The organism is Ruegeria profundi, from assembly GCF_020171505.1.
Taxonomy (GTDB): Bacteria; Pseudomonadota; Alphaproteobacteria; order Rhodobacterales; family Rhodobacteraceae; genus Ruegeria; species Ruegeria profundi.
On sequence record NZ_JAIUZS010000008.1, the window covers coordinates 71,273 to 96,583 of the forward strand.

General features: G+C 59.3%; 20 protein-coding genes and 1 tRNA gene. 11 read left to right on the plus strand and 10 right to left on the minus strand.

The genetic code is table 11. The features are described from left to right. Window positions 1-30: 30 nt before the first annotated feature. The 7 genes from LCM21_RS17115 to LCM21_RS17145 form a co-directional block, all read right to left on the minus strand. On the minus strand, window positions 31-3,096 hold the full coding sequence (locus tag LCM21_RS17115) for an aminotransferase class III-fold pyridoxal phosphate-dependent enzyme (protein ID WP_224891688.1): 3,066 nt from the start codon (window positions 3,094-3,096) through the stop codon (window positions 31-33). 72 nt (window positions 3,097-3,168) lie between these two features. Then, window positions 3,169-4,188, minus strand: a complete 1,020-nt coding sequence (locus tag LCM21_RS17120; RefSeq protein ID WP_263619043.1) for an NAD(P)-dependent oxidoreductase — start codon at window positions 4,186-4,188, stop codon at window positions 3,169-3,171. Beyond that, window positions 4,139-4,528: a Cu(I)-responsive transcriptional regulator gene (gene cueR / locus LCM21_RS17125; RefSeq protein WP_068339383.1), complete on the minus strand. Its 390-nt coding sequence runs from the start codon at window positions 4,526-4,528 to the stop codon at window positions 4,139-4,141. Before cueR ends, LCM21_RS17120 begins: the two co-directional genes overlap by 50 nt. Continuing rightward, window positions 4,525-7,002: a heavy metal translocating P-type ATPase gene (locus tag LCM21_RS17130; protein ID WP_224891689.1), complete on the minus strand. Its 2,478-nt coding sequence runs from the start codon at window positions 7,000-7,002 to the stop codon at window positions 4,525-4,527. The genes cueR and LCM21_RS17130 overlap by 4 nt, the downstream gene beginning before the upstream one ends. 98 nt (window positions 7,003-7,100) lie before the next feature. Next, the gene (locus tag LCM21_RS17135) at window positions 7,101-7,262 is read right to left on the minus strand and encodes a hypothetical protein (RefSeq protein ID WP_224891690.1); all 162 of its coding nucleotides are present in this window, start codon (window positions 7,260-7,262) and stop codon (window positions 7,101-7,103) included. 50 nt (window positions 7,263-7,312) lie between these two features. Beyond that, on the minus strand, window positions 7,313-7,933 hold the full coding sequence (locus tag LCM21_RS17140; RefSeq protein WP_224891691.1) for a pyridoxamine 5'-phosphate oxidase family protein: 621 nt from the start codon (window positions 7,931-7,933) through the stop codon (window positions 7,313-7,315). Between the two features lie 11 nt (window positions 7,934-7,944). Further along, window positions 7,945-8,355 carry a DUF1348 family protein gene (locus LCM21_RS17145; RefSeq protein ID WP_224891692.1) on the minus strand — a complete coding sequence of 137 codons (411 nt, stop codon included), beginning with the start codon at window positions 8,353-8,355 and terminating at the stop codon, window positions 7,945-7,947. A gap of 257 nt (window positions 8,356-8,612) precedes the next feature. On the opposite strand from LCM21_RS17145, the gene LCM21_RS17150 reads away from it, so the two are divergent. Together LCM21_RS17150 and LCM21_RS17155 are read left to right on the plus strand one after the other, a co-directional pair. Then, on the plus strand, window positions 8,613-9,176 hold the full coding sequence (locus tag LCM21_RS17150; RefSeq protein WP_224891693.1) for a TetR/AcrR family transcriptional regulator: 564 nt from the start codon (window positions 8,613-8,615) through the stop codon (window positions 9,174-9,176). Window positions 9,177-9,285: 109 nt separating this feature from the next. After that, a complete protein-coding gene (locus tag LCM21_RS17155) occupies window positions 9,286-10,443 on the plus strand; it encodes an acyl-CoA dehydrogenase family protein (protein WP_224891694.1) in 1,158 nt (385 codons plus the stop codon). 160 nt (window positions 10,444-10,603) lie between these two features. Here the strand turns inward: LCM21_RS17155 and LCM21_RS17160 are convergent, their stop codons facing one another. Next, window positions 10,604-11,503 (minus strand): LysR substrate-binding domain-containing protein, encoded by a 900-nt coding sequence (locus LCM21_RS17160; protein ID WP_224891695.1) that lies wholly within the window; start codon window positions 11,501-11,503, stop codon window positions 10,604-10,606. Window positions 11,504-11,664: 161 nt separating this feature from the next. Here LCM21_RS17160 and LCM21_RS17165 point away from each other — a divergent pair, with 161 nt between their 5' ends. The 3 genes from LCM21_RS17165 to LCM21_RS17175 are packed head-to-tail and all read left to right on the plus strand — an operon-like array spanning window position 11,665 to window position 16,199. Next, window positions 11,665-13,857 (plus strand): dehydrogenase E1 component subunit alpha/beta, encoded by a 2,193-nt coding sequence (locus LCM21_RS17165; protein ID WP_224891696.1) that lies wholly within the window; start codon window positions 11,665-11,667, stop codon window positions 13,855-13,857. Next, entirely contained in the window at window positions 13,854-14,888 is a 1,035-nt protein-coding gene (locus LCM21_RS17170; RefSeq protein ID WP_224891697.1) for an ACP S-malonyltransferase, read from the plus strand. The genes LCM21_RS17165 and LCM21_RS17170 overlap by 4 nt, the downstream gene beginning before the upstream one ends. A gap of 39 nt (window positions 14,889-14,927) precedes the next feature. Further along, window positions 14,928-16,199 (plus strand): NAD(P)/FAD-dependent oxidoreductase, encoded by a 1,272-nt coding sequence (locus LCM21_RS17175; RefSeq protein WP_224891698.1) that lies wholly within the window; start codon window positions 14,928-14,930, stop codon window positions 16,197-16,199. A gap of 12 nt (window positions 16,200-16,211) precedes the next feature. On the opposite strand, the gene LCM21_RS17180 is transcribed toward LCM21_RS17175, so the two are convergent. Next, entirely contained in the window at window positions 16,212-17,114 is a 903-nt protein-coding gene (locus LCM21_RS17180) for a LysR family transcriptional regulator (RefSeq protein WP_224891699.1), read from the minus strand. Window positions 17,115-17,190: 76 nt separating this feature from the next. Between LCM21_RS17180 and LCM21_RS17185 the strand changes: the two genes are divergently transcribed. The 5 genes from LCM21_RS17185 to LCM21_RS17205 all read left to right on the plus strand — a co-directional run bounded on the left by LCM21_RS17185 (window position 17,191) and on the right by LCM21_RS17205 (window position 24,365). Continuing rightward, a complete protein-coding gene (locus LCM21_RS17185) occupies window positions 17,191-20,403 on the plus strand; it encodes a reductive dehalogenase (RefSeq protein ID WP_224891700.1) in 3,213 nt (1,070 codons plus the stop codon). A 126-nt stretch (window positions 20,404-20,529) separates the two neighbouring features. Then, window positions 20,530-21,396, plus strand: a complete 867-nt coding sequence (locus tag LCM21_RS17190; RefSeq protein ID WP_224891701.1) for an FAD binding domain-containing protein — start codon at window positions 20,530-20,532, stop codon at window positions 21,394-21,396. Further along, entirely contained in the window at window positions 21,393-21,872 is a 480-nt protein-coding gene (locus LCM21_RS17195; RefSeq protein WP_224891702.1) for a (2Fe-2S)-binding protein, read from the plus strand. Before LCM21_RS17190 ends, LCM21_RS17195 begins: the two co-directional genes overlap by 4 nt. Then, entirely contained in the window at window positions 21,872-24,127 is a 2,256-nt protein-coding gene (locus LCM21_RS17200) for a xanthine dehydrogenase family protein molybdopterin-binding subunit (protein ID WP_224891703.1), read from the plus strand. The genes LCM21_RS17195 and LCM21_RS17200 overlap by 1 nt, the downstream gene beginning before the upstream one ends. Further along, window positions 24,120-24,365 carry a MoaD/ThiS family protein gene (locus tag LCM21_RS17205; protein ID WP_068339341.1) on the plus strand — a complete coding sequence of 82 codons (246 nt, stop codon included), beginning with the start codon at window positions 24,120-24,122 and terminating at the stop codon, window positions 24,363-24,365. Before LCM21_RS17200 ends, LCM21_RS17205 begins: the two co-directional genes overlap by 8 nt. Here LCM21_RS17205 and LCM21_RS17210 read toward each other — a convergent pair. Next, the gene (locus LCM21_RS17210; protein WP_068339337.1) at window positions 24,362-25,069 is read right to left on the minus strand and encodes a lysophospholipid acyltransferase family protein; all 708 of its coding nucleotides are present in this window, start codon (window positions 25,067-25,069) and stop codon (window positions 24,362-24,364) included. The two genes, LCM21_RS17205 and LCM21_RS17210, sit on opposite strands and share 4 nt — an antisense overlap. Window positions 25,070-25,211: 142 nt before the next feature. On the opposite strand from LCM21_RS17210, the gene LCM21_RS17215 reads away from it, so the two are divergent. Next, a tRNA-Trp gene (locus tag LCM21_RS17215) sits at window positions 25,212-25,287 on the plus strand. Window positions 25,288-25,311: the final 24 nt, after the last annotated feature.

Consider the following 25,311-nt stretch of genomic DNA (forward strand, 5'->3'; position numbering starts at 1 on the left):
CGCACGTTCCTCGCGGGGTGGGTTTGTTCTTCAGCAACATCCACAACCTGAATGGTGATGGTCATGATCGCAGGCCGGGGCGGGCGCGTAGTCACCAACCTCGCTGAGAACGTCACGCAAGGCCCAAAGGATCATATCCACATCTTCGCTCTCGATGGTCAAGGGCGGTCGAATTTTCAGAATGTTGTCTTTCGGCCCTTCGCTGCCGATCAGAATGCGGTGATCGCGCATCCGGTTTTTGACGTATTTGCAAATCTCGGAGCCCTCTGATCCATCGGGGTTGATCAATTCGACCCCAAGAAACAGACCCATCCCGCGAACATCGCCGACACATCCGAAATCGGCCTCAATCTGGCGCAACCCGTCCATCAGGCGCGTACCCATAATGCATGCGTTGTCCTGCAAGCCTTCGTCATCCACGATGTCCAAAACCTCTTTGCCGATCCGGCAGGAAAGGGTCGAACCGCCGAAGGTCGAGAAGAACTCGATCCCGTTGTCAAAACTCCGCGCGATTTCTTTTGTTGTAACCAGCACGCCCATCGGATGCCCGTTGCCAATGGGTTTGCCCAAAACAACGATATCCGGCAGCGCGCCCTGGTGTTCGAAGCCAAAATAGTATTCGCCTAAACGTCCAAGTCCTGTCTGCACTTCGTCAGCAATGCAGACACCCCCAGCGGCACGGATTTTTTCGTAGACAGCGGGCAGGTAGCCTGTCGGAGGAATGATCTGCCCGCCGACCGAAGGAAAAGTTTCTGCAATGAAACCCGCAACCCCGTGCCCCTTGGCCTGCAATGCGGCAATCGCCGGATCCACAAGGTTCGCAAACTTTTCGGCGCGTTCCGGATCGTTGCGTTCGAACGACCCGCGATAGTCATCGGCGACCTCAACCAGTTCGACCCAGTCGGCCTGACCGATCCCGCCCGGCTTGTTGAATTTGTAAGCCGAAATCGCAACGGCTGCGTTGGTGTTGCCGTGATAGCCGTGATCCGGTGTAACGATCCCCTTGGCCCCGGTATGGGCGCGGGCCAGGCGCAGGGCCAGCTCGTTCGCCTCGGTCCCGGAGTTGACAAAGAAGCAGACCTCGAGGTGATCGGGCAGTTTGGAAAGCACCTTGTCGGCAAAGGCCGTTTGCGCGGGGTGCAGATACCGGGTGTTGGAGTTCATCCGCTTTAGCTGATCCGCCGCCACCGCCTGAATGCGCGGATGTGCGTGGCCCACGTGGGGGACGTTGTTATAGGCGTCGAGATAAGGTCGACCCCATTCGTCGAACAGGTGATGCCTCCAACCGCGTACCAGCATGACCGGTTCGTCATAGGTCAGGCTGAGGTTGCCGCCGAAATGGTCCCGCCGCCCTTGCAGGATCGCCTGTTTGTCGGTCGGCTGATAGAACACTTTGTCGTCCGGCAGGTTCAGCAACGCCGCCGGATTGGGGCAAACCGCGTGCCACAGGTCCAGTTCATCCGGATCAGCAACACCCGGCCAATCTGCCTGCATTCCATCTGTGGTCAGCGCCAGTTGAAAATGTACGTGCGGTGCCCAGCCTCCGTTTTGACTGGCATCCCCAAGCTGGGCAAAAGCCGCACCCTGCGCTACCGGATCACCGTGTTTCAGCCTGCCGCAGACCTCTGGGTCAAGGTGGCCATAGAGCGTATAGAAAGGATCACCTTCCGGCGTCTCATGATGCAGGATCACGACGCCGCCATAATCCAGATGCGCATCGCGGTTCTCAACCGCTTCGACGCGACCGCTCATCGGGGCGTGCAGAACGGTTCCTGCGGGCGCAAACACGTCCACTGCCAGGTGAACGGTGCGCCGGTCCGAGGCCTTCCACGGCCCCTTGCGAAAGCCGGTTTCGGTGTAGATCAGTCGCGGTTCATTGTAATAGCCCAGCCACAGACCGTCGCCGAATTCCTCACCCACGTGTGCGGCTTCGTCCAGCGGCATGTGGAACGGGTTTTGCGGCCAGGTTGAGTTTTCGACAGAGAGGGAACCCATTGGCGCATCATTCAGATCCTGACCGAACATCTGGGCAAATTGGCCACGATGCTCGGACAGATAGGCGTGGATACGCTGCGCACCGTCCGTCACAGGCAAATGACAGGCCGTGCGCAGCCGCGCCGCCATGAGGTCGCCATTCACACCCGTATTCTCAAGAAAGCGCCAAGCTGCGGCCTGACTGACAATCACATATGGGTCGTCCGGGTTCTCTGCCGCCATCAGGGTCGAATTCACAACGGATACCGCCAGCCGCATCCGCAGAAGCGGCCATATCAGGTCGACCTCATCAGGTCGCAGCCGATTGGCGGCATGGTATCCGCGCACCAAAGCGGCAAGTGCACGTTCCGGTTTGGGGTGATCCAGAACGATGTAGGCCCCCGCAATTGCAAGTTCGCAGACACGCGGTGCGGCGCACATGTCACCAAGATCGATCAGGCCCGACACGCTTTGGCGCTGACCCAGTTCACCGTCAACCAGGATGTTGTAATCATTGGCATCATTGTGGATGGCCTGTTTGGACAATCCCTCCAACGCATCCGAAATCGCATTGAACCTGTCGCAAATGTCTGACAGCAGAGACCGGCGGGCAGGATTGTTGATCGCATCAAGATGATCAGAAATCCAACCCGCTTGCGTCAGGTCCCATTTGAAATCGGCGCGATGCAACCCGTCATGCGCGAACCGCTCAAGCGCCTTGTCGGTTGCACCCAAGACGCGGCCTAGTTTCAGGATCAATGCCTCAGACTTTGGCGCAGCGGTGGCATAGCACCGCCCCGGCAAGCATTCGAGCAACCAGACCAACCGCGTCTGTCCCTCGGCATCAGGAATCTCTGGCAGCAATAATCCGTTAAGGTCCGGGTAAACCTGGGGAAACGGCAGACCCGGCGCCTCTGTGGCGATATGGGCCAAGGCCTTGATTTGCAGGTCGACGACCTCTTCCGCGCATCCCGGGCGCATGACCTTCAGCACATAGTCCTGGCCGTTGGTGGCCCGAACCAAATAGTTGAGGTCATATTCGCCATCCAGCCGCGTCAATTTGGCGTCCAGCCCCCAATGGGCGCGCAGAGCATCCGCCCAGAATGCAGTCATGTCGCTCATACGCTTTGCTGTCCTCTTTTGGCCCTGAACCTTACTGTGAGCACTTCAGGGGCCTTACCGCCCCGAGTGCCATCACCCCACCGCGCGCAGCCGTTTGATCAACGAGGATGTATCCCACCGTCCGCCGCCCAGCTTCTGCACGTCTTTGTAGAATTGATCGACCAGCGCCGTCAGCGGCAGAGACGCACCGTTCTCGTTTGCCTCATCCAGGCAAATTCCAAGATCCTTGCGCATCCAGTCCACTGCAAAGCCATGGTCGAAATGGTCGTCCAGCATCGTCTCGTGCCGATTTACCATTTGCCAGCTGCCAGCGGCCCCCTGGCTGATGACCTCAATCACCGCGCGGCCGTCCAACCCGGCCTTTTCGGCGAAATGCAACGCTTCGCTGAGACCTTGAACCACGCCCGCGATGGCGATCTGATTACACATTTTGGTCAGCTGCCCGGCACCGCTTTCGCCGATCCGACGGCAGATTTTCGAATAAACCGCCATCACCGGCTCTATCGCTTCATAGGTCGCCTGATCACCACCGCACATGATCGACAGAATCGCATTCTCGGCCCCGGCCTGTCCGCCGGATATCGGGGCGTCTACAAACGCCAGCCCCTGTGCCTTGGCTTGAGCATAGAGCTCCCGCGTCACCTGCGCGGAAACCGTGGTGTGATCGACAAAAATCGCGCCTTCTGCCATGGCGTCAAAAGCCCCTGCCTCGCCCGTGCACACAGCGCGCAGATCGTCATCATTGCCGACACAGGCAAAAACGATCTCAGCACCCTGGGCGGCCTCGGCTGGCGTTTTGCCCATGGAGCCACCGTGTTCCGCGACCCAGGCTTCGGCCTTCGCGGTCGTGCGGTTGTACACGGTTACGTCGTGACCGGCGGCCTGAAGGTGCCCGGCCATGGGATAGCCCATGACACCCAGACCCAAAAACGCGACTTTTGCCATTTGTCGATCCTCTTTGCTATCCGAAGCCCATCTGGTTAAGAAGGCTAGATTTTCCGCCCGAGACAAATCAAAGCCACGCGCAAAGAGCAACCCCGCGTTATGGCTTGCCGCCCAAATCCTGCAGGATAGGACAATCGGGACGGTCATCGCCAGCACAGGCGTCGATCAGATGCCCCAACGTGTCGCGCATGGCGTTCAGGTCGGAAATCTTGGCTTCGATCTGTGCCAGATGCGCCCGGGCAACCTTTTTGACATCCGCACTGGCCCGGGTTTCATCCTCGTAGAGTGCAAGCAGGGTGCGGCAATCTTCGATCGTGAACCCAAGTGCGCGGGCGCGGCCCAGGAAATTCAGTTTGTGCACATCCTGTTCGCGAAATCGACGATAGCCGTTTTCGTCGCGCAGGGGTTTGATCAGACCGATATCCTCGTAATACCGGATGGTCTTGGCGGGCAGGCCGGTTTGGGTTGCAACGTCTCCAATATTCATGTCGCCACCGCTTGCGAAGCTTGGTCCTGTTTTGCCACCGGTAAGGTGGCCCGGACACGACGTAGACGCAACGCATTGGACACCACGAAAACGCTGGACAACGCCATCGCCCCGGCGGCTAACGCGGGTGACAAAAGCTGTCCGCTGAGCGGGTAAAGCACCCCAGCTGCCACAGGGATCAGCAATATGTTGTAGCCAAAGGCCCAACCGAGGTTTTGGCGGATGTTGCGCATCGTGCGGCGGCTGATTTCAACCGCATTGGCTGCGCCGCGAAGATCGCCGGACATCAGAACGACATCCGCTGTTTCAATCGCAACATCAGTGCCGGTGCCGATGGCCACACCGACATCTGCCGCTGCCAGCGCCGGGGCGTCGTTGATCCCGTCGCCGACAAAAGCCAGTGCACCAAACCTGTCGCGCAACGCAGTGATTGCGGCCAGCTTGCCATCTGGCAAAACTTCGGCCGTGACATCGTCGATACCAAGCTTCTCTGCCAACGCTTGCGCAGTACGTGCGTTGTCACCTGTTATCATCGCCAGTTTCAGACCCATCGCGTGCAGCCGTTCCAGCGCGTCCCGTGTACCGGGTTTTATCGGGTCCGATACCGTCAGCAGCGCCGCCGCCTTACCGTCAATGGCAACAAACAGGGGGGTCGCCCCTTCGCTGGCCCTGTGATCGGCCTCCGCCGTCAATGCGGCCAGATCAATGCCGTTCTGTGCCATAAGGCGGGGCGAGCCGATCAGCAGGTCGCGCCCTGCGACCTTGGCCCGGACGCCCAGCCCGGTCAGGGACTCAAATTCCGACACGTTGGGCAAATCCGCTGGTCCTGCGCGAGTGATTGCCGTGGCAATGGGATGCTCTGACCGGGCCTCGACCGCGGCAGCCAATCGCAGGACGTCTTCGCGGTTAAATCCATTGACAGGGGACACATGCTCCAGTTCGGGCCGCCCCAGCGTCAAGGTTCCGGTCTTGTCCAGCGCGATCACTCTGGCCTGTTGCAACTGTTGCAACGCGTCGCCCTTGCGGAACAGGACCCCAAGCTCTGCCGCGCGCCCAGTTCCGACCATGATCGAAGTTGGTGTTGCAAGCCCCATCGCGCAGGGGCAGGCAATGATCAGAACGGAAACTCCGGTTACAAGCGCCATTGGCAGCGCTGGTGCGGGGCCAAAGACCAGCCAAACCATGAGCGTCAACAGAGATATGGCGATTACGATTGGCACGAACCACGCGGTTATTCGGTCGACCAGCCCCTGGATCGGCAGCTTGGCCCCCTGCGCCTGTTCCACCATGCGGATGACCTGGGCCAACACTGTATCAGCCCCGACCCGCGTGGCGCGGACCCGCAATGCGCCGGTCCCGTTTACAGTGCCGCCGACGACCTGATCCGAGCGCTCTTTTCCGACGGGAATAGGTTCACCCGTGATCATGCTTTCATCAACATAGGAGGAACCTTCCAGCACGTCGCCATCCACGGGCACCCGTTCACCGGGACGGATTTGCAGGATGTCACCGATCGAGATGTCAGCGATTGGACGATCAATAAACGCGCCGTCCACCTCGACCCGCGCGGACTTGGGCTGCAGCCCCACCAGCTTGCGGATCGCGGCCCCGGTCCGGCCTTTCGCCCGGGCCTCCATCGCGCGGCCCAGAAGGATGAGGACGACGATGACCGAGGCGGCCTCGAAATACACGTTGGCGCTGCCTTCCGGCAAGATCTGCGGCGCAAAGGTTGCGGTGACCGAGAACAGGTAAGCCGCCCCGGTCCCCAGCGCCACCAGCGCGTTCATATCCGGTGATCTGTGCAGCAGGGACGGGATGCCTTTTTCGTAGAACACACGCCCCGGCCCCAGCAACAGCACCGATGTCAGCGCAAATTGAATCAAATGGCTGTTTTGAGTGCCAATGGTCGCGTGAATCCAGTGGTGGAAAGCGGGAATCATGTGGCCGCCCATCTCAAGCACGAACACAGGCAAGGCCAGCGCGGCGGCGATTATCGTAGACCGGTTCAGCGCGCGGGCTTCTTCGGATTTGGCGTCATCAGTCTGGACATCGGCACCCTCTGCCACGCGCGCCGAATACCCTGCATCCTTACAACGTTGCGCGAGGGCTTTCGGTTCTGTTGCCCCTTCAACAAAGGTAATCTGGGCGCTTTCCGTGGCCAGGTTGACACGGGCGTCAATCACGGCCGGGTCGGCCTTTAAGCTGCGTTCGATCCTCGACACGCACGAGGCGCAACTCATCCCATCGATATTCAGGGTCGTTTGCCGCGTTGCCGCAGGATAGCCCGCGCCCGACAGAGCATCAATCAAGGCGCTGATCTGACCGTCATGGGTGACCTGAGCGGTTTCCGTCGCGAAATTGACCGATGCGCCGGACACACCGGGCACAGTCTGCAATGCGGACTCCACCCGCCCCACGCAAGAGGCGCAGCCCATACCGGAGATTTTTAATTGCGTTGTTTGCGGCGCGGCCATCCGACTCATCCTATTGTCACGTTCACCCTCCACATGGGGGTTCCAGTCACAGGAAGGTCAAGGGGCCGCGTCAGTTTTCTGTCAAATGTGGTTGCGGATTATTTCTGTGTCAGTTGGTCGAGCAACAGCGAGTCATACAGAATGGGCGGCGATGTGCGCACCGCTTCGGGTGAGGCGAAGAACGCAACCATCAGGGCAGCCACCGTCAGCAACGATCCAATCAGAAAGAGGCTGGCGGCATTTATCGCAGAACGCAGCATGATGAGGCTCCTTTTGTCTGTTGTGGCCGTTTCCCGAAGGCGTGATGGGGTCAGGACCGTTGTGCCAGTTGTTGCTTTAGTTTTTCGTTCTCGACCTGAAGCTGTTGCAGTTGCTGTCCAAGCGCATTCAGGTGAGGGCGCAGTTCGTCTTCGGTAAACCGGGGCGTGATGTGGCGCGGGCAGTTCCAATCCAAGGCTTCGACCCGGATGATCGCGGCGCGTTCGGCGGGGGTTTCAGCACCCTCGGGGTAAAGGCTGGTCGCCGCGGCTTCGCCTTCGGTGAATTCCACGCGCCCAAGAATCTTGAGGCGCTGCTGGTTGGCATAGTCCATCAGGATCATGGCAATGCGATCATTGCCGTCCAGATTCCCGCGCGAGATATATTGTTTGTTTCCCGAAAGATCAGCGTACCCGATGGTCTGCGAACCCAGAACCTTGAGAAACCCAACCGGCCCGCCGCGATACTGGACATACGGCCAACCCGTTTCAGAAACGGTAGACTGGTAAAACCCGTCGCGCGCTTCGATAAATGCCTTTTCTGCCGCACCGATCTGGTGACCCTGTTGCGGGCCGCCCTCGATGAACTTTGCGTAGGTTCTGGCCGAACCCATCCTTTCCTGATGCGCCCGGACGGCGGGAGTGAAGGTGAGTTCCGAGAAAGCGCGCGGCATGTAGTTTCCTTTTAGTGACCCAGCGCATGAAAGCTGGGGCGGTCTTCGGGTCTGGGATTTTGCGTCCAGTGGTGGGGGCGGCCCTTCGCAGCAAGTTCGCACTCTTCACTGCCGCAATGCCTTAACCGCTGTTCGTTCTTACCGGGCAACTCGTAAAGAATACGTGCCGCGATGCGGTTACCGGAATTGTCCCACAGTTCCTTGATCAACCGGTCGTCTTGTTCCGTGTTCCAAACGCGGGGCAAAAGGGCTTGGGCGGCCTTGTGCACGCTTAGGAATTCGGTCCGGTTTCCCAGTTCACTGTCGTCCGAAACATCCGGTGTCACCACATCCGCATCGCGGCCGTTCCACGCGGTTTCTGCCATGCGAACCCTTTGCATGGCACCGTCCCACGTGGAGGGGGGGAGAGGGGGGCGAGTCATCCTGTGGTCTTTTATGTGAGTGCGGCGGCAATCATGGCGACGGTCAGCAGAAAGGGGACGTATTGAGGGGAGAAAAGGCTGGCATGTCGTCTCATCTGATCGCTCCAAGGTTAACAGATCGGTACATCCTGGTATTAATATGTACAGATCGGTAAACCTTTGCAAGTCTTATTTGGATGTATTTCCGTGTTCCCTTGAAGGTTGTCTAAACGGCCCTAGCGTATTATGTACTGATCTGTACACTCAGGAGCCCGTAAATGCGCCCAAACAAACGTGATGAACTGGTTAGGAAGGCTTTGAAGGTTTTTTACCGGTACGGCTTTCACGCGACCGGCATGGATAAACTTGTGGTTGAAACGGGCGTGTCCAAAACCTCGATGTACAAACACTTCCGCACCAAAGAGGACCTGATTCTCGCGGTTCTGAAATTGCGCGATGAAGAGTTTTGCGAAAACCTTTTCCGCCGCGTGAACGAGCTTGCGGACACGCCTGCCGGTCAGTTGCTTGCCAGTTTTGACGCGTTGAACGAGTGGTTCCACGAGAAAGAATATCGCGGATGTATGTTCATCAAGGCCGGAGCAGAGTTTCAGGATGTGGCTCATCCGATCCACAAGCAATCGGCTGAGCATAAGAAAATTATTCTGAATTATTTGACTGATCTGGCGCGCAAGACCGGGGCGCGCGACCCGGACGACTTGGCCTGCCAGATTTTTCTGTTGCAGGAAGGCGCAATTGTGACGGCGGTTTTTCTGAAGTCCTATGAACCGGCGCAGCATGCGAAGGCCGCCGCTGAGGTTTTGCTGAACGCCGCCCTGGCCTGAACCGGATAATATCTCTGAAAGAACGTTGCGTTTCCGGGCGTTGGTTGGATTGGATTGCGCCGCCTTCAACGCTAATTTGACCGCAACAAGATTTTGGGGAGAAAGCCGTATGACGCTGTTTACCGCGACCGCAAGTTGGGTGACCGACGAACACCGAATGTTCACCGAAATGGCAGACCGGTTCATGGAAGATGAACTGGTTCCCAATATCGACCGCTGGATCGAAAACGGAGCGGTGGACCGCGACATGTGGCGCAAGGCCGGTGACATGGGTCTGATGGCCGGTGCGATTCCCGAGACCTATGGCGGTGTAGGCGGCGGAATCGGCTTTGATGCTGTCACGATGTACGCGCAGTCTTCTCACGGCGACTCGGGCTGGGGATACGCGATCCAGTCCATTGTCGTCCACTACATCAATGCCTATGGCAGCGAGGATCAAAAGTCGAAATGGCTTCCAAAACTCGCATCAGGTGAGATGGTCGGCGCACTGGCCATGACCGAGCCCGGAACCGGTTCGGATGTACAAGCCATTCGTACGACCGCAGACAAAGATGGCAACTCTTACCGTTTAAATGGGTCCAAGATTTTCATTACCAATGGACAATCCGCGGACTTGATCCTTGTGGCGTGTAAGACCGACAAGACGCTGGGTTCTAAGGGTGTTTCGCTGATCGCCGTCGAAACCGAAGGTGCTGAGGGTTTCCGTAAGGGGCGCAACCTGAAGAAACTGGGTATGAAAGCCAATGACACCGCCGAGCTGTTCTTTGAGGACGTGAAGGTCCCGATGACCAATCTGCTGGGCGCAGAAGAGGGTCAGGGCTTTTATCAGATGATGAACCAATTGCCCTGGGAACGTCTGACCATCGGCATCGGCGCGCTGGGCGCAATTGATTTCGCAATTGCCGAGACGGTGAAATACACGCAAGAGCGCAAGGCCTTCGGGCAGCGGGTGATGGATTTCCAGAACACCCGGTTCAAACTGGCAGAATGCAAAACCAAGGCGGAGGTCCTGCGCAGCTTTGTCAATGATTGCATCGCGCGGCTTGAGGCCGGAGTGCTTGATGCAGCGACGGCGTCGATGGTGAAATACTGGGGGTCGGAGGTGCAGAATGAGATCATGCATGAGTGCCTTCAGCTCTTTGGTGGCTATGGCTACATGATGGAATACCCGATTGCTCGCCTCTATGCGGATGCGCGCGTTCAGATGATCTACGGCGGTACGAACGAAATCATGAAAGAGCTTATCGCCCGGTCCTTGGATGCGTGATTAAGCCGGGTGATGCTCCCGCCCGTCGTCACTGTTTCTTGCGAAACACCTCCTCCCGTTGGGCCAGGCAGGCGCGGGCAAAGCCCGCGCCTGCCTGGCCCGCCTGCCGTCCGCAGGACGAAAGGCCGAAGGCCGCGCAGTGTTTTAGGCGATCTTAGATTTACGAGACCAAGGCCTTTTCAATTTGACCTTGCAGCCACGTGCGGAAAGAGCGGAGCGGTTCGGATTCTGCGCGGGATTGTGGCCAGACAAGATAGAAATTCCCTAGACTGACGCCCGGACCATGCCATGCGGGAACAAGCCGTCCGGCTGCAAGATCGGCCTCAATCAGGTAGCTGGGCAGAAGCGCCACACCCAGACCGTGGATGGTGGCTTGCCCCATGGTTGAGAATTGATCGAACAACATGCCATGTATTCCGCTCACCGCGCGCCCCTGTGCGGCAAACCATTTTTCCCAGGCGTCTGGGCGTGTCTCAAGGTGCAGCAGGGGGGCTGTTGTCAGCCAGCCGATGTCATCCGCGTTATCAGGCAGCAGTTCGGGTGAGCAGACCGGCAGCACATCTTCACGCATTATCGGAAGGTAATTCACTCCGGCCCAGTCTCGTTGACCAAAGTGAATTGCAGCGTCGAAACGCTCGGATTCGAAATCGAAAGGCCGAAGCCTTGTATTCAGATTTACGGTGACTTCGGGGTGGCGGCGGGCAAAATCCTGAAGACGCGGGGCCAGCCAGTGCATGCCAAATGCGGGCAGGATCGACAGGTTCAAGGACCCGCCGGTCGGGTTGGCCTTGAGTTTCAGTGAAGCCTGCGCAAGCTGGGTCAGTGCTGTCCGGGCGACTTGTACATATTCCTTCGCTGCCGGGGTCAGATGCAGACGCATCTGGCTGCGCTGGATCAGATCCACCCCCAACTGTTCCTCCATCGACTTGAGTTGCCGGCTGATCGCGCTTTGTGTCAGCGACAGCTCTTCGGCGGCAGCTGAGGCGCTACCAAGGCGGTCAACGGCTTCAAGGGCGAGCAAAGAGGGGATCGAAGGCAGAAACCGACGGGGGGCAATCATATGATGAATCCTCATACCTTTCGAATGGAATATCACTGGCAATTGCCGGGTGCCAGCCCGATACAAACACAGGTTTTTCTTTTGGCTGGCCGGTTGAGAATGCAGGCGGTATCCAAGATAGAATTGCCGTACTCATGCCGTAGTAGAACGGGGGACAGGCCATGGATCGCGCTCAGATCGTTCACGAAAACTTCCTGACCCGTGTCGCAAAACGCGATTTCCCGGACGGAGTTGCCCCAAGGCCGGGTCTGACCAACCCGGATGCAGTATCGCTCTATCGATCTCAGGTCCTCAGCCGGGCATTGGATCGCACCAGCCGCGCAATGCAAAAAGCGGGGCAGGGGTTTTACACGATCGGCTCATCCGGGCATGAGGGGATGGCCGCGGTCGCGCATGCGCTGCGCCCCACGGACATAGCATTTCTTCACTACCGGGATGCGGCGTTCCAGATCGCCCGGGCCGAACAGGTGCCCGGTCAGAAGATTGCATGGGACATGCTGCTGAGTTTTGCATGCTCGAAAGAAGACCCAACCTCGGGCGGACGGCACAAGGTGCTGGGGTCCAAAGCGTTGATGATCCCACCGCAGACTTCGACCATCGCCAGTCATCTGCCCAAGGCGGTTGGTGCGGCCTATAGTCTGGGTGCGGCCCGGAGGCATGACCCCGAGCATCGGGAGTTGCCAGAGGATGGGATTGCGATCTGTTCTTTTGGGGACGCATCAGCCAACCATTCGACGGCCCAAGGGGCGATCAACACCGCCGGTTGGACCAGTGTGCAGTCGACACCGCTGCCCCTTCTGTTCGTGTGTGAAGATAACGGGATTGGTATCTCGGTCAAAACACCGAAAGGCTGGATACAGGCGTCGATGGAGTATCGACCGGGGATAAAGTACTTTCAGGCCAACGGGCTGGACATCTATGAAACCTATGCCGTTGCGCGTGAGGCGTCCGAATATGTGCGGACGCGCCGAAAGCCCGCGTTCCTGCACCTGAAAACCGTACGGCTTTACGGCCATGCTGGCGCGGATGTTCCGACCACCTATCTTTCCAAGGCGGAGGTCGAGGCCGATGAGGCCAATGATCCTCTGCTGCACTCGGTCCGCCTTCTGGATCAAGCAGGCGCGCTGTCGCCCGAGCAGGCGCTGAAAATCTACGAGGATACCTGTACACGCACCGATCGTGTTGCGGCGCAGGCAGCAAAACGCCCGCATCTGGCCAATGCCGCCGAGGTGATCGCAAGCCTGATCCCACCAAAACGCGCCTGTCAACCGACCAACGGCCCAAGTCCCGAGGCGCGCGCAAAGGCTTTTGGCGGAGACATGCGCGCGATGGACGACCCTCAATCCATGAGCCGCCTCATCAACTGGGCTCTGACCGATCTGATGCTGGAACACCCAGAGATTGTCTGCATGGGCGAAGACGTTGGTCGCAAGGGCGGCGTTTATGGCGTAACCCAGAAACTGCAACAGCGGTTTGGCCCGGACCGGGTGATCGACACACTGCTGGATGAGCAGTCCATTCTGGGTCTGGCGATTGGTATGGGCCACAACGGGTTCATCCCGATCCCCGAAATCCAATTCCTTGCCTATCTGCACAATGCCGAAGATCAGATCCGGGGCGAGGCCGCGACCTTGCCGTTTTTCTCGAACGGGCAGTTCACCAACCCGATGGTGCTGCGGATTGCCGGGCTGGGCTATCAGAAGGGGTTCGGCGGGCATTTCCACAACGACAACTCTCTGTCAGTGCTGCGCGATATTCCCGGTGTGGTCATCGCCTGCCCATCGACTGGCGCGGACGCCGCCCGGATGCTGCGTGAATGCGTGCGGCTGGCACGTGAGGAGCAGCGGGTTGTGGTGTTTCTGGAACCCATCGCCCTTTATCCGATGCGCGACCTGCATGAGGCGCAGGATGGTGGATGGATGACGACCTATCCCTCGGCGGATCAACGTATAGCGTTGGGCGAGGTAGGCGTGCACGCAGACGGAAACGATCTGGCCATCGTGACTTATGGCAACGGGCATTACTTGTCCAAGCAGGCGCTGCCTGAACTGGAAGCGGCCGGTGTAAAAGCCCGTGTTATTGACCTGCGCTGGCTTGCGCCGCTGCCGGTTGATGCTCTGCGTGCGGCCGTTAAGCCCTGCGCGCATGTTCTGATCGTAGATGAATGCCGTAGAACCGGCAGTCAGTCCGAGGCGCTGATGACATTCTTTACGGAAGAAAACCCATCGACCCCCATCGCGCGTGTCGTGGCCGAGGATAGTTTTATCGCAACCGGCCCGGCCTATGCCGCCCCGTTGCCCTCCAAGGACAGCATCGTCGCGGCCGCGCTCACGCTAACCGGAGGCCGCGCATGACCCGCACTGCCGTCGTCATCTGTCCCGGTCGGGGCACTTACAACAAGCGCGAACTTGGCTATCTGCACCGCCATCACGCGCAGCGGATGGACCTGTTCCAAAGCTTCGACGCCATCCGTGCCGAGGCGGGGCAAGAGACCGTGACCGCGCTTGATGGTGCGGATCGTTATACGGTGAGCAAGTATTCCCGCGGGGATGTGGCCTCACCCCTGATCTATGCGGCATCGCTGGCGGACGCTCAGGCGCTGGGCGAAGATATCGATGTGGTCGCTGTCACGGGCAATTCGATGGGCTGGTACATCGCGCTGGCGGCAGGCGGTGCCTTGTCTCCGCAAGACGGGTTTCGTGTTGTGAATACAATGGGAACGCTGATGCAAGAGCAGTTGATCGGCGGGCAATTGGTTTATCCCTTCGTTGGCGACACCTGGCAGGCGGATGCCACCCGAAAGGCCGAACTTCTGGCAAATGTGGCGGATATAGACGCAACCGATGGGTGTGATCTGGCCCTGTCCATTGATTTGGGCGGGATGCTTGTGCTTGCCGGGAATGAGGCGGGGCTGAAAGCCTTTGAGGCCGCGCACCCCACGGTGCAGGATCGCTTTCCGATGCGGCTTGCCAACCACGCAGCATTCCACACCTCATTGCAGACCCCGGTTGCGGCAAAAGGCCGATCGCGTCTGAAGCCCGATATGTTTGGTCAGCCTGACCTTCCCCTGATCGACGGGCGCGGCAAAATCTGGTGGCCGGGCGCGACGGATACGGGGGCGCTTTGGGACTATACGCTTGGCCATCAAGTGACTAAAACATATGACTTTACGCGCGCCATTCAGACGGCCGCGCGCGAGTTTGCGCCAGATCTGTTCATCGTCACCGGTCCCGGCGCGACTTTGGGCGGGGCGGTGGCGCAGTCTCTGGTTCTGGCTGATTGGCGCGGGATGTCCGACAAACCGGCTTTTCAGGCGCTGCAAGAGGCAGAGCCCTTCCTGATATCGATGGGGCGCGAGGATCAAAGAGCCCTTGCCACCGGCTGATCCAGCCCTGATGATCCGCGCCAATTCAAGGAGTTCAGCGTGCCTGACCACGACCAATCCCTGTGGTTGAAAACCTGCCGAGAGCATGTGGAAAGCCACCCCCTGACCGATGATCTGACGGTTGATCTGGCCGTGATCGGCGGCGGCTACACTGGGTGTTCTGCGGCCTTGACGGCGGCGCGCTCCGGAGCATCGGTGTGTTTGCTTGAGGCGCAGGATATCGGCCATGGCGGGTCAGGTCGAAATGTTGGCTTGGTGAACGCGGGGCTGTGGCTGCCGCCTGCCGATATTCGCGCGCGGCTGGGTGATGAAGCCGGGGATCGTCTGATCGCCCTTTTGGCAACGGCTCCGGCAGAGGTTTTTGACCTGATCGAACAAAACGGCATCGACTGTGCGCCCGTGCGCAACGGGACACTGAACCTAGCGCATTCCGCTTTGGGGCTGCGTGACTTGCAGAAACGCCACGGACAACTCAGTGCGACCGGCGCACCGGTTGAACTCCTGTCGGCGCCACAGGCGGGGCGACGTACCGGCAGCGCAGCATTCCATGGAGCGTTGTTCGATCCACGCGCCGGTACGATCCAACCGCTTGGCTACGTCCGTGGTCTGGCGCGTGCCGCTGCTGGGGCAGGGGCGCAAATTATTTCGCACTGCCCGGTTGAAACCATGCAATTCGACCGAGGGATTTGGACGCTAAAAACGCAGCAGGGTACAGTCCGCGCCAAATCCGTGATCCAGGCTACCAACGCGTATCATCAGGGTCTTACGGCCTCATCCCCGGACTATGTACCAATTTACTATTTCCAATTTGCAACCTCTCCTCTGCCGGAAGAAATACGCGCGGGCATCTTGCCGGGGGGTGAGGGGTGTTGGGACACCGGGCTGATCATGACTTCTTTCCGTCTGGATACCGAGGGACGCTTGGTGATCGGAGCCATGGGCGATCTGGGGCATGCAGGCCGTTCTGTGCATAGGGCATGGATCAGGCGCAAACTTGCCGAGCTCTATCCGCAGCTTGCAGCGCAGCCGCTGACTGAGGGCTGGCACGGGCGGATTGCCATGACCTTGGACCACATCCCCAAGATCACGCAAATCGGTCCCAGTGCTTTGTCGGTGCACGGCTATTCCGGTCGCGGAATTGCGCCCGGCACCGTTTTTGGCCGATTGATGGCCGAGAGCCTGTTGCAAAACGACCTGTCCAAGCTGCCCGTGCCTGTGGCATCAGAATATCGCGAAAACTGGACCGGCCTGCGCCGTGCCTATTTCGAGGCGGGTGCCACATTGATGCATCTTGTCAAAACGCGCTTCTGACTAGCCGCGCGTTTACTCTTGAAGCTTGCCCGCGATAGCCTCGATCCGATTGCGCAACCAGCGATGGGCCGGATCATTGGCCGAGCGCTGATGCCACACCATGTAGATCGCAACGGGCTCACATTCGAACGGCAGTGGGGCACACTCCAGCGCCGCTAGCGGCCCGCATTTCATAAGCGCCGTGTCGGTTGAGATCAGGTCGCTGCCTTTCACAAATGACGGGATGGCGTTGAAATGAGGAAGAATGACGGTGGGTGACCTGATCTGGCTTTGATCCACACCGCGCATGACCGCGCGGGAACTGCGCCCGTCGGCAAAGCGCACCTCGACATGATCTGCCTGACAATAGGCGCGCCAACTGTCTGGCGGGCTGCGCTGATCGGCGTCGTAATAGATCATGAGTGGACTGATCAGAACGCGTTTCTGAAAGATATCCGGCCCGTCTGGCGGCAGCGGGGTCAACATCAACTGGCACCGGTCATTGCGCAGCAGGTCCGCATGGGGAACACCCGACGGAATAAAGCTCAACCGCAGGCGCACGCCTTCGCGCCGAGTTGTTTGCAACAGCGATGGAAAAATTAGCTCGCGCGGCATGTCGTTGGCTGCGATCTGAATGTTGATTTCTTCTGCCAGCGGGTCGAACGGGCGGTCATCGGTAAGGCCGCGCATCCCGTCCAGCACAATCTGTACCGGCTCTTTCAGCGACAAGGCGCGCTCGGTTGGCATCAACCCGTGACCCGAACGTACAAACAGGGGATCACCCAGCACCCGCCGCAACTTGGCCAGCGTGTGGCTTATCGCCGATTGCGTCACACCAAGCCGGTCGGCAGCTTTTGAAACCGAGTTTTCCTGAAGAATGATCAGGAATGTGCGCAAGACCTTGCCGTCCAGGTCAGTGAAATCAATTTTGCTCATACCGTCTATGACTATTCATGAGTGGATTTACTGTTCATGGCGCATTAGGTGACATTCAGCAAGCAGGAGGCACGCGATGGGGGTCCGTTTTTTCTCGGACAAGAACCGGCCGGTCCATATGGGCCAGTATCCGTTAGAGCGGTTGGCGCGACAGGCCCATATGCCAGACCTGTCTCATGCGCGCGCCATGCCAGAGCTTAGTTTTCACCGACCGGATCAACCGCATAGCATTGTCAACGCGATGGGTGAGTTTCAGGCGATGCTGGACACGATCCGCGATGGGTTCGTGAACCCGGTCGTCTCGGAAATTCCGCAAGACCCGTCCGAACGCTCCAATCACCTTAAGGCGTTTGGCTACTTCAACGACGCGTCCATGATGGGGTGCGGCCCCGTTCCGCCTCAGGCGTTGTTGTCGGAACCGCGCCGCAACCCTGATATCGACCGTTTGGCGTACGCGTTGAAAACGCGGCAGACCAAGACGCTGGCCTCGGGGATTGATCTGATCATGGCCGACCTGAAGGAAAGCATGGAGGCCGCGCCCAGGCCGATGGAAGCGCATAAGCATGCCATCGTCTTCCTGTACGAACACAACCGCGACCCGGACCCGGACGAGCCCGGAGCCGAATGGATCATGGACGCGCAGGATCACCGTGCCTGTTTGCTGGCCGCTGAAAACGCGGTGGTGATCGCAAACTATATCCGCTTGCTGGGCTTTGACGCGCGGGCGCACACGGTGATGTCGTCCGAGGTTGATCTGGGTCGGCTGGCTGTGGCGGCGGGTCTCGCCTCGGTCGAGGGTGACGACATCGTCGCGCCTTGGCTAGGCAAACGGTTCGGACTGGCTGCTGTGACGACCGAGATGGACATCGCGCATGATCAACCTTTGCAGCCTATGGCGCAACAGAAGTGGTTTCGCACGCAGGGGCCGGCGTGGTGGGTGGGGGCAGGCTTTGCCAAGAACGCGCTGAATCGCGATCCCTATGCCAAGCGGCGCTATATGGATGGGGCGCATCCGTTCGAAAAGCTCAAGCGTGTTGCTAGCCCAACAACCTATATCGACGAAGAAAATGTTGCGCGCGTTCCCAAGCGCGCGGATATGTTCGCCCGCGCGCAGTTCGGTGACATGGGCAAGCCGTTACAGAACGCCGCCAAGGGCGGGTATTACGTACGAAAAGCCGCCCCCAGTTTTGCACAGCGCCGCGCGCTGGGCGCGTTTGTTCTGTTGCAGGACGGAGAGAGTGCGGACACCGCGCGCCCGTCTGACGCCGCACGCAACGCGGCGAATATCAAGGCAGCAACCTATTTTCTGGGCGTCGACGCCGTGGGTCTCAGCCGGTGTCCGGACTGGGCATGGTATTCCCACGATGCCACGGGGGAAGAGATCATTCCACCACATGATCAGGCCATAAGCATGATCATCGACCAGGGGTATGAAACGATGGAGGGCGCCAGCGGTGACGACTGGATCAGCGTCGCCCAATCCATGCGCGCCTATCTGCGGTTCTCGCTTCTGGGCGGGGTGATCGCGCAGCAGATCCGCAACCTTGGGTACAAGGCCAAAGCTCATACCGTGATGGACGGAGAGGTGTTGCAACCGCCCCTGCTGCTGCTGTCTGGGTTGGGTGAGGTCAGCCGGATCGGAGAGGTCATCCTGAACCCCTATTTTGGCCCGCGCCTGAAATCCGGTGCGGTCACGACCGATATGCCAATGGCGCACGACAAGCCGATTGACTTTGGTTTGCAAAGCTTTTGCGAAAGCTGCAACAAATGCGCGCGGGAATGTCCTTCGGGCGCGATCACTGCCGGGCCGAAGCTTATGTTCAACGGCTATGAAATCTGGAAGTCCGATAGCCAGAAATGCGCGACGTACCGTGTGACCACACCAGGTGGGGCGATGTGCGGCCGGTGCATGAAGACATGCCCCTGGAACCTTGAGGGCATCTTCAAGGAACGTCCCTTCCGCTGGGCGGCCATGAACATTCCGCAGGCTGCACCTGCTTTGGCGCGGCTGGACGATGCCGTTGGGAACGGTGGGCTGAACGACACCAAGAAATGGTGGTGGGATATCGAGCTTCAGCCAGACGGGTCATACCGCCCGACAACTCACCCGCTGAACCGGCGTGATCTGCAAAAGGATCTGGATCTGAAATACGAGGACCAGACACTGGCCGTGTATCCTGCCTATCTGGCGCCGCACCCGTGGCCCTATCCATTTGCCATGGACCGCGAGGCCGGGATTGCTGCGTATCAGGCGATGGTGTCAGCCAAGGAGTACAAAGCCCGCAAGGCAGCCGGGGATTCATCGGTCATCCACCGCTATACCATCGCCGGGGACGCGCCAGTCATGAGGGTTGCCGTTTCCAAGGTCGACAAGATGACAGCGGATGTGACCAAGTATGAATTCTCGACCCTGGATGGCGCGCCCTTGCCCGCATGGACCGCTGGAGCACATCTGGACGTGCTGGTTGCCCCGGAATTTCTGCGGCAATACTCTTTGTCCGGCGATCCGTCTGATCCGTCCGTTTATCAAATCGGCGTCTTGCGCGAGGATGAAGGGCGCGGAGGTTCAGCCCTGCTGCACCGGATTTTCACCGAAGGGCGCAAAGTCTTCATCTCGAAACCCATCAACCATTTCGAGTTGGATGAGACGGCCACCAAAACCTTCCTGATGGGCGGTGGAATCGGCATCACCCCGATGATCGCTTTCGCCCACCGTTTGCACAGTTTGGGAAAAGAGTTTGAGCTGCACTATTCTGCCAGCACCCGCGCCGGCGCTGGCTATCTGGACGATCTGGTCGCGATGCCCTGGGCAGATCGCGTGCACTTCCACGTCTCGGACGAAGGGACACGGGCCGATCTGGATCAAATCCTGTCGGGCTACCGGGCGGGTTGGCACGTCTATACCTGCGGCCCGGACCGTTACATGGACGGTGTGATGCAGGCTGCAGACCGGCAGGGCTTCCCCGAGGATGCGCGACATCTGGAGTATTTCTCGGTTCCGGAACAGCCGGATTATGAAAACCATCCGTTTATTCTGAAACTGGCGAAATCGGGCCGGGAATTGAAGGTGCCTGCCGACAAAGATGCGGCACAGGTCCTGAACGATGCAGGTATTCACGTGGATGTAAAATGCGCAGACGGTATTTGCGGTGTGTGCAAATGTGGTGTGTTATCCGGTGAAATCGAACACCGCGATTTTGTTCTGTCCAACAAGCAACGCGAAAGCGCAGTCATCCTGTGTCAGAGCCGTGCAGCACAGCCGGATGGCGTGATTGAGCTTGACCTTTGACGCAAGGTTTGGAAACGACATTCTGAAACGCAAAATTTGGTCGTTCCTGCCATGGACGCCGGTAGCTTGCTGCTCTAACGTCCCCCTGGACCCAGTGAACCCTGATTAACAGGTGCGAGGAAATTCATGAACTATCACAGCCCAGCCAGCTTTGCCGAGGCGTCGGCTCTGGCCGCGAACGCGACGGGCATCACGCGGTTTCTGGCGGGCGGCACAGATGTTCTGGTGCAGCTGCGCTCGGACGTTGTGACGCCTGATACGCTGATCGACATCAAGAAAATTGACGGTGTACATGATATCACCCGTAACGCCGATGGCAGTTGGACTCTGGGTGTTGCCGCCACCGGTGCCGAGATGACCGAGCATGCCGATCTTGGCCGTGACTGGCCCGGTCTGGTTGAAGCGATGGACCTGATCGGATCGACCCAGGTGCAGGGGCGCGCAACGCTGACCGGCAACCTGTGCAATGGCTCTCCGGCGGCAGATTCGGTGCCTGCGATGATTGCGGCAGGCGTGACTGTCACGGTGACCGGGCCGAGTGGAGACCGCGAGGTGGCTGTAGAAGACATTCCAACCGGCCCCGGTAAAACGTCACTGGCAAAGGGTGAAGTGATCTCAGCCATCAATATCCCCGCGCGGGGCGAGAATGGCGGCGACGCCTATTTACGCTTCATCCCGCGGACCGAGATGGACATCGCCGTCGTTGGTGTTGCTGTGAACCTGCGTCTGGATGGGGACATAATCACCGAAGCCCGCGTGTCGTTGGGGGCGGTCGCGCCGACCGTTCTGCTGGTCGAAGACTGCGCCAAGGCCATCATTGGCAGCGCATTGGATGACGCCGCGCTGGATGCGTTGGCCGCTGCGGCCTCTGCCGCCTGCAATCCAATAGATGACAAGCGCGGCACGATCGCATTTCGCACCGAGGTCGCTGGCGTTCTGGCCAAGCGCGCCGCGAAAATCGCCTATGCCCGCGCCAAGGGAGAACAAGCATGAGCAAGCTCCATGTATCCACCACCGTCAACGGCGACGCGGTCGAATTCCTATGCGATCCGCGCGAAACCCTCTTGGACTGCCTGCGCGACAAGCTGAACCTGACTGGCGCGAAAGAAGGATGCGGCACCGGCGACTGTGGTGCCTGCTCGGTCACTGTTGATGGCCGTCTGGTTTGCTCCTGCCTGGTGCTGGGAGTCGAAGCGGACGGTAAGAGTATCGAAACCGTCGAGGGCATTGCGGACGGCGACATCCTGCATCCGCTGCAGAAGAAGTTCATCGAACACGCCGCGCTTCAATGCGGTATCTGCACGCCGGGCATTCTTGTGGCGGCCAAGTCGCTGTTGGAGAAAAACCCCAACCCGACCGAGGAAGAAACCCGGTACTGGCTGGCGGGAAACCTTTGCCGCTGTACCGGTTATGACAAGATCATTCGCGCCGTGATGGAAACGGCGGAAGAACTGCGGGAGGCTTCGTAATGGCACTCGACGATCGCAAATCCGAATTCACATTCGTTGGCACCCGTCCCGACCGTCCTGACGGGCTGGACAAGGTCACAGGTCGCGCCAAGTTCGGGGCGGATATGTCCGCGCCCGGTATGTTGCACGGTGCGATCCTGCGGTCGCCTCATGCGCATGCGCGTATCGTTAAGATCGACACATCGAAGGCCGAGGCGCATAAGGACGTCAAAGCCGTCGTCACCCGCGCAGATTTCGCTGACGTGCCTTTCAAACCCGGTCTGGAAGGTGAATTCTGGAACGTTCTGGAAAACGTCATGGCAGGCGAAAAGGCGCTGTATGACGGGCACGCGGTGGCGGCTGTGGCGGCATCTTCTGCGCTGGCGGCGCGTGATGCGCTAAAGCTAATTGAGGTTGAATATGAGGTCCTGCCGCACGTCACGGATGTTGACAAAGCGATGGCCCCCGATGCGCCGGTGATCCGCGAAGGTGCGGCAGATTACTCTGTCCCCGAAGGGATGCACCCAAACGTCGTTCGCTATCACGAAAGCGGCCACGGTGATGTTGAGGCGGGCTTTGCCGAGGCTGACCTGATCATCGAAGACAGCTTTATCACTGAGGCGACCCACCAAGGCTATATCGAACCACACGCCTGTCTCGGCATGCTGGGCAATGATGGCAAGGGGGAGCTGTGGTGCACCACTCAGGGCCACTGGATTGCGCAAAAAACCTGCGCTGCATTGCTGGGGATCGAGACGTCGCAACTGCGCGTGACGGCCTCGGAAATTGGCGGTGGCTTCGGCGGCAAGACAACCGTGTTCATAGAACCTGTCGCGCTAGCGCTCAGCCGCAAGGCCAACCGGCCGGTCAAGATCGTCATGACCCGGTCCGAAGTCTTCCGGGCAACCGGCCCGACCGCGTCTGCCTCGATGGATGTCAAAATCGGCATGAAGAAGGATGGCACTATCTCGGCGGCTCAAGGCGTGTTCCGCCTTCAGGGCGGGGCGTTTCCAGGGGCGCCGGGTGACATGACCGCGATGTGTGCATTTGCGCCTTACAACCTGACCAACGTCAAGCAGATTGGCTATGACGTCATGTCGAACCGCCCAAAACAGGCCGCATACCGGGCACCCGGCGCGCCGATGGGGGCGTTCGCGGTGGAATCCGTGCTTGATGAGCTGTGCAAGAAGCTGGGCCTTGACCCCGTTGACGTCCGCCTGAAAAACGCGGCTCATGAGGGTACAAAGGCCAGCTATGGCCCGCGATACGAGCGGATCGGTCTGGTCGAAACGCTTGAGGCCGCGAAGGCGCATCCCCATTACACGGCACCGCTGAAACCGGGGCAGGGGCGCGGAATCTCATGCGGGTTCTGGTTCAACCATGGTGGTGAGACATCTGTTTCACTGGCACTGTCCGAGGATGGCTCGGCGCAGTTGATGGTCGGCACGCCTGATATTGGCGGTTCGCGCGCCTCTATGGCGTTGATGGCGGCTGAAGTGTTGGGCATTCCCTACGAAAACATCCGCGTCACCATCGCAGACACCGCGACGCTGGGCTACAACGATGTCTCGCACGGTTCACGCGTGACATACGCGTCGGGTCTGGCGACGATCAAGGCTGCGAAACACGCGGTTGAGAAACTGTGCGAACGCGCGGCCGCCAAATGGGATATTCCGGTTGAAGCGGTGAAGTGGGAAAATGGCTGCGCGGTGCCTTCTGGCCCCAACGCAGGCGATTTCGATCCAATGCCGCTGTCGGATATTACGGCCGATATGGGCCGCACCGGGGGTCCGATCTCGGGCCATTTTGAGGCCACCCCGGAAGGTGCGGGCGTGTCCTTTGGCACTCATATCGTCGATGCTGAGGTTGATCCAGAAACCGGCAAAACCTCGATCACGCGCTACACTGTGATTCAGGATGCAGGCAAGGCGATTCACCCGACCTATGTCGAGGGTCAGTTTCAGGGCGGTGCCGCGCAGGGCATCGGCTGGGCGCTGAATGAAGAATACATCTATGGCGAAGACGGTCGACTGCAGAACTCGATCTTCCTTGACTATCGCATCCCGGTCGCAAGTGACTTGCCGATGATCGACACGGTTATAGTCGAAGTGCCAAACCCCGGCCATCCGTTTGGTGTGCGGGGCGTGGGTGAGACGGGCATCGTGCCACCCTTGGCCGCCATCGCCAATGCGGTGTCCAACGCGGCGGGCGTTCGGATGAAGCAATTGCCAATGTCGCCGCCGCGTATTCTGGCCGCGCTCAAGGACAATGGTTGAGGTCCACCTTTGGTCCGGTCTCCGGTCTTTGACCGGGGGCCAGCAGGTGGTGGAGGTTGAGGCCAAAACCACCGGTGAGTTGCTTCGCGAGCTGGTAAGGGCGCATCCGCAACTGCAAGGGCCGATTGATGCGGGCGTCTCAATAGCGATCGACGGCCGCGTTATTGCCAGCGGGCTGACGGAAACCATCCCCGAAGGCAGCGAAGTCTATCTTATGCAGCGGCTGCGAGGCGGCTAAGCCTTTGGTGACCACGGCTCGCGGCCGACCATACGGTCGGCTTCGGCGGTGATGTCGTTCATATGCTGCTCAAGGCTGAGGCGCAGCTCTTCGATCTGCTCGTCTGACGCCTTGCGCGGTACGGTTTCCGTCCATTCCCGGCACAGAAAAACACCTTTGTTCCGCCACGGGCGCGGCAACAGCAAACGGTCCCATGTCCCGGCTTCTTTGGCATGCTGCGCAGAAAACGTGATCCCGAAAATGCGTTTGCCCGAGGTGCGCGCCCAAACCAGAGGCACCGTGGACAGTACCCGTTCAGGTCCGCGTGGTCCGTCTGCGGCGATCCCGATGGAAATCCCCTCTTTCATCTTGCCCAGAACTTCGCGCGACACAGCAACATTGCTTTTGTGTTTGCTGGCCATGGCGATCGTGTCCATGCCGAACAGTTTCTGCACCCGCCCCACCATACTGCCCGCCCGCGCGGATGAGGTGATCGAGCAGATGCGCCCTTTATCCAGCGGAAAGAAATAGGGCGACTGCGCCAGTCGCTGATGCCACAGCACCACGATGACAGGTTCACCCTGTTCAACAAGCTGGTCCAGGTCTTCATAGCCGATACGCTGCCAACTGGTGTTGCGATTGACCAGCCGGATATAGCCCGCAATCCGGCGCGCGGCCCAGTTCAGAACGGCTTCGCTGTCGGCAATCTTTTTACGGATACTCACAGATTGGTCCCTCGTACTGACCGGACCGTGTCTTATAGAACTCAACGCGCGGCGCAACTTGTTTGTCACATGCAGAAGTCGGGCAGAATCTGAAAAAGCCTCTTGAGTCCGCCGCGCGGCTGGCATATCTGAGGCGCATCTTAGGGGTATAGCTCAGTTGGTAGAGCGACGGTCTCCAAAACCGTAGGTCGCGGGTTCGAACCCTGCTGCCCCTGCCATTCCAACCAATCACAAAAATCGGC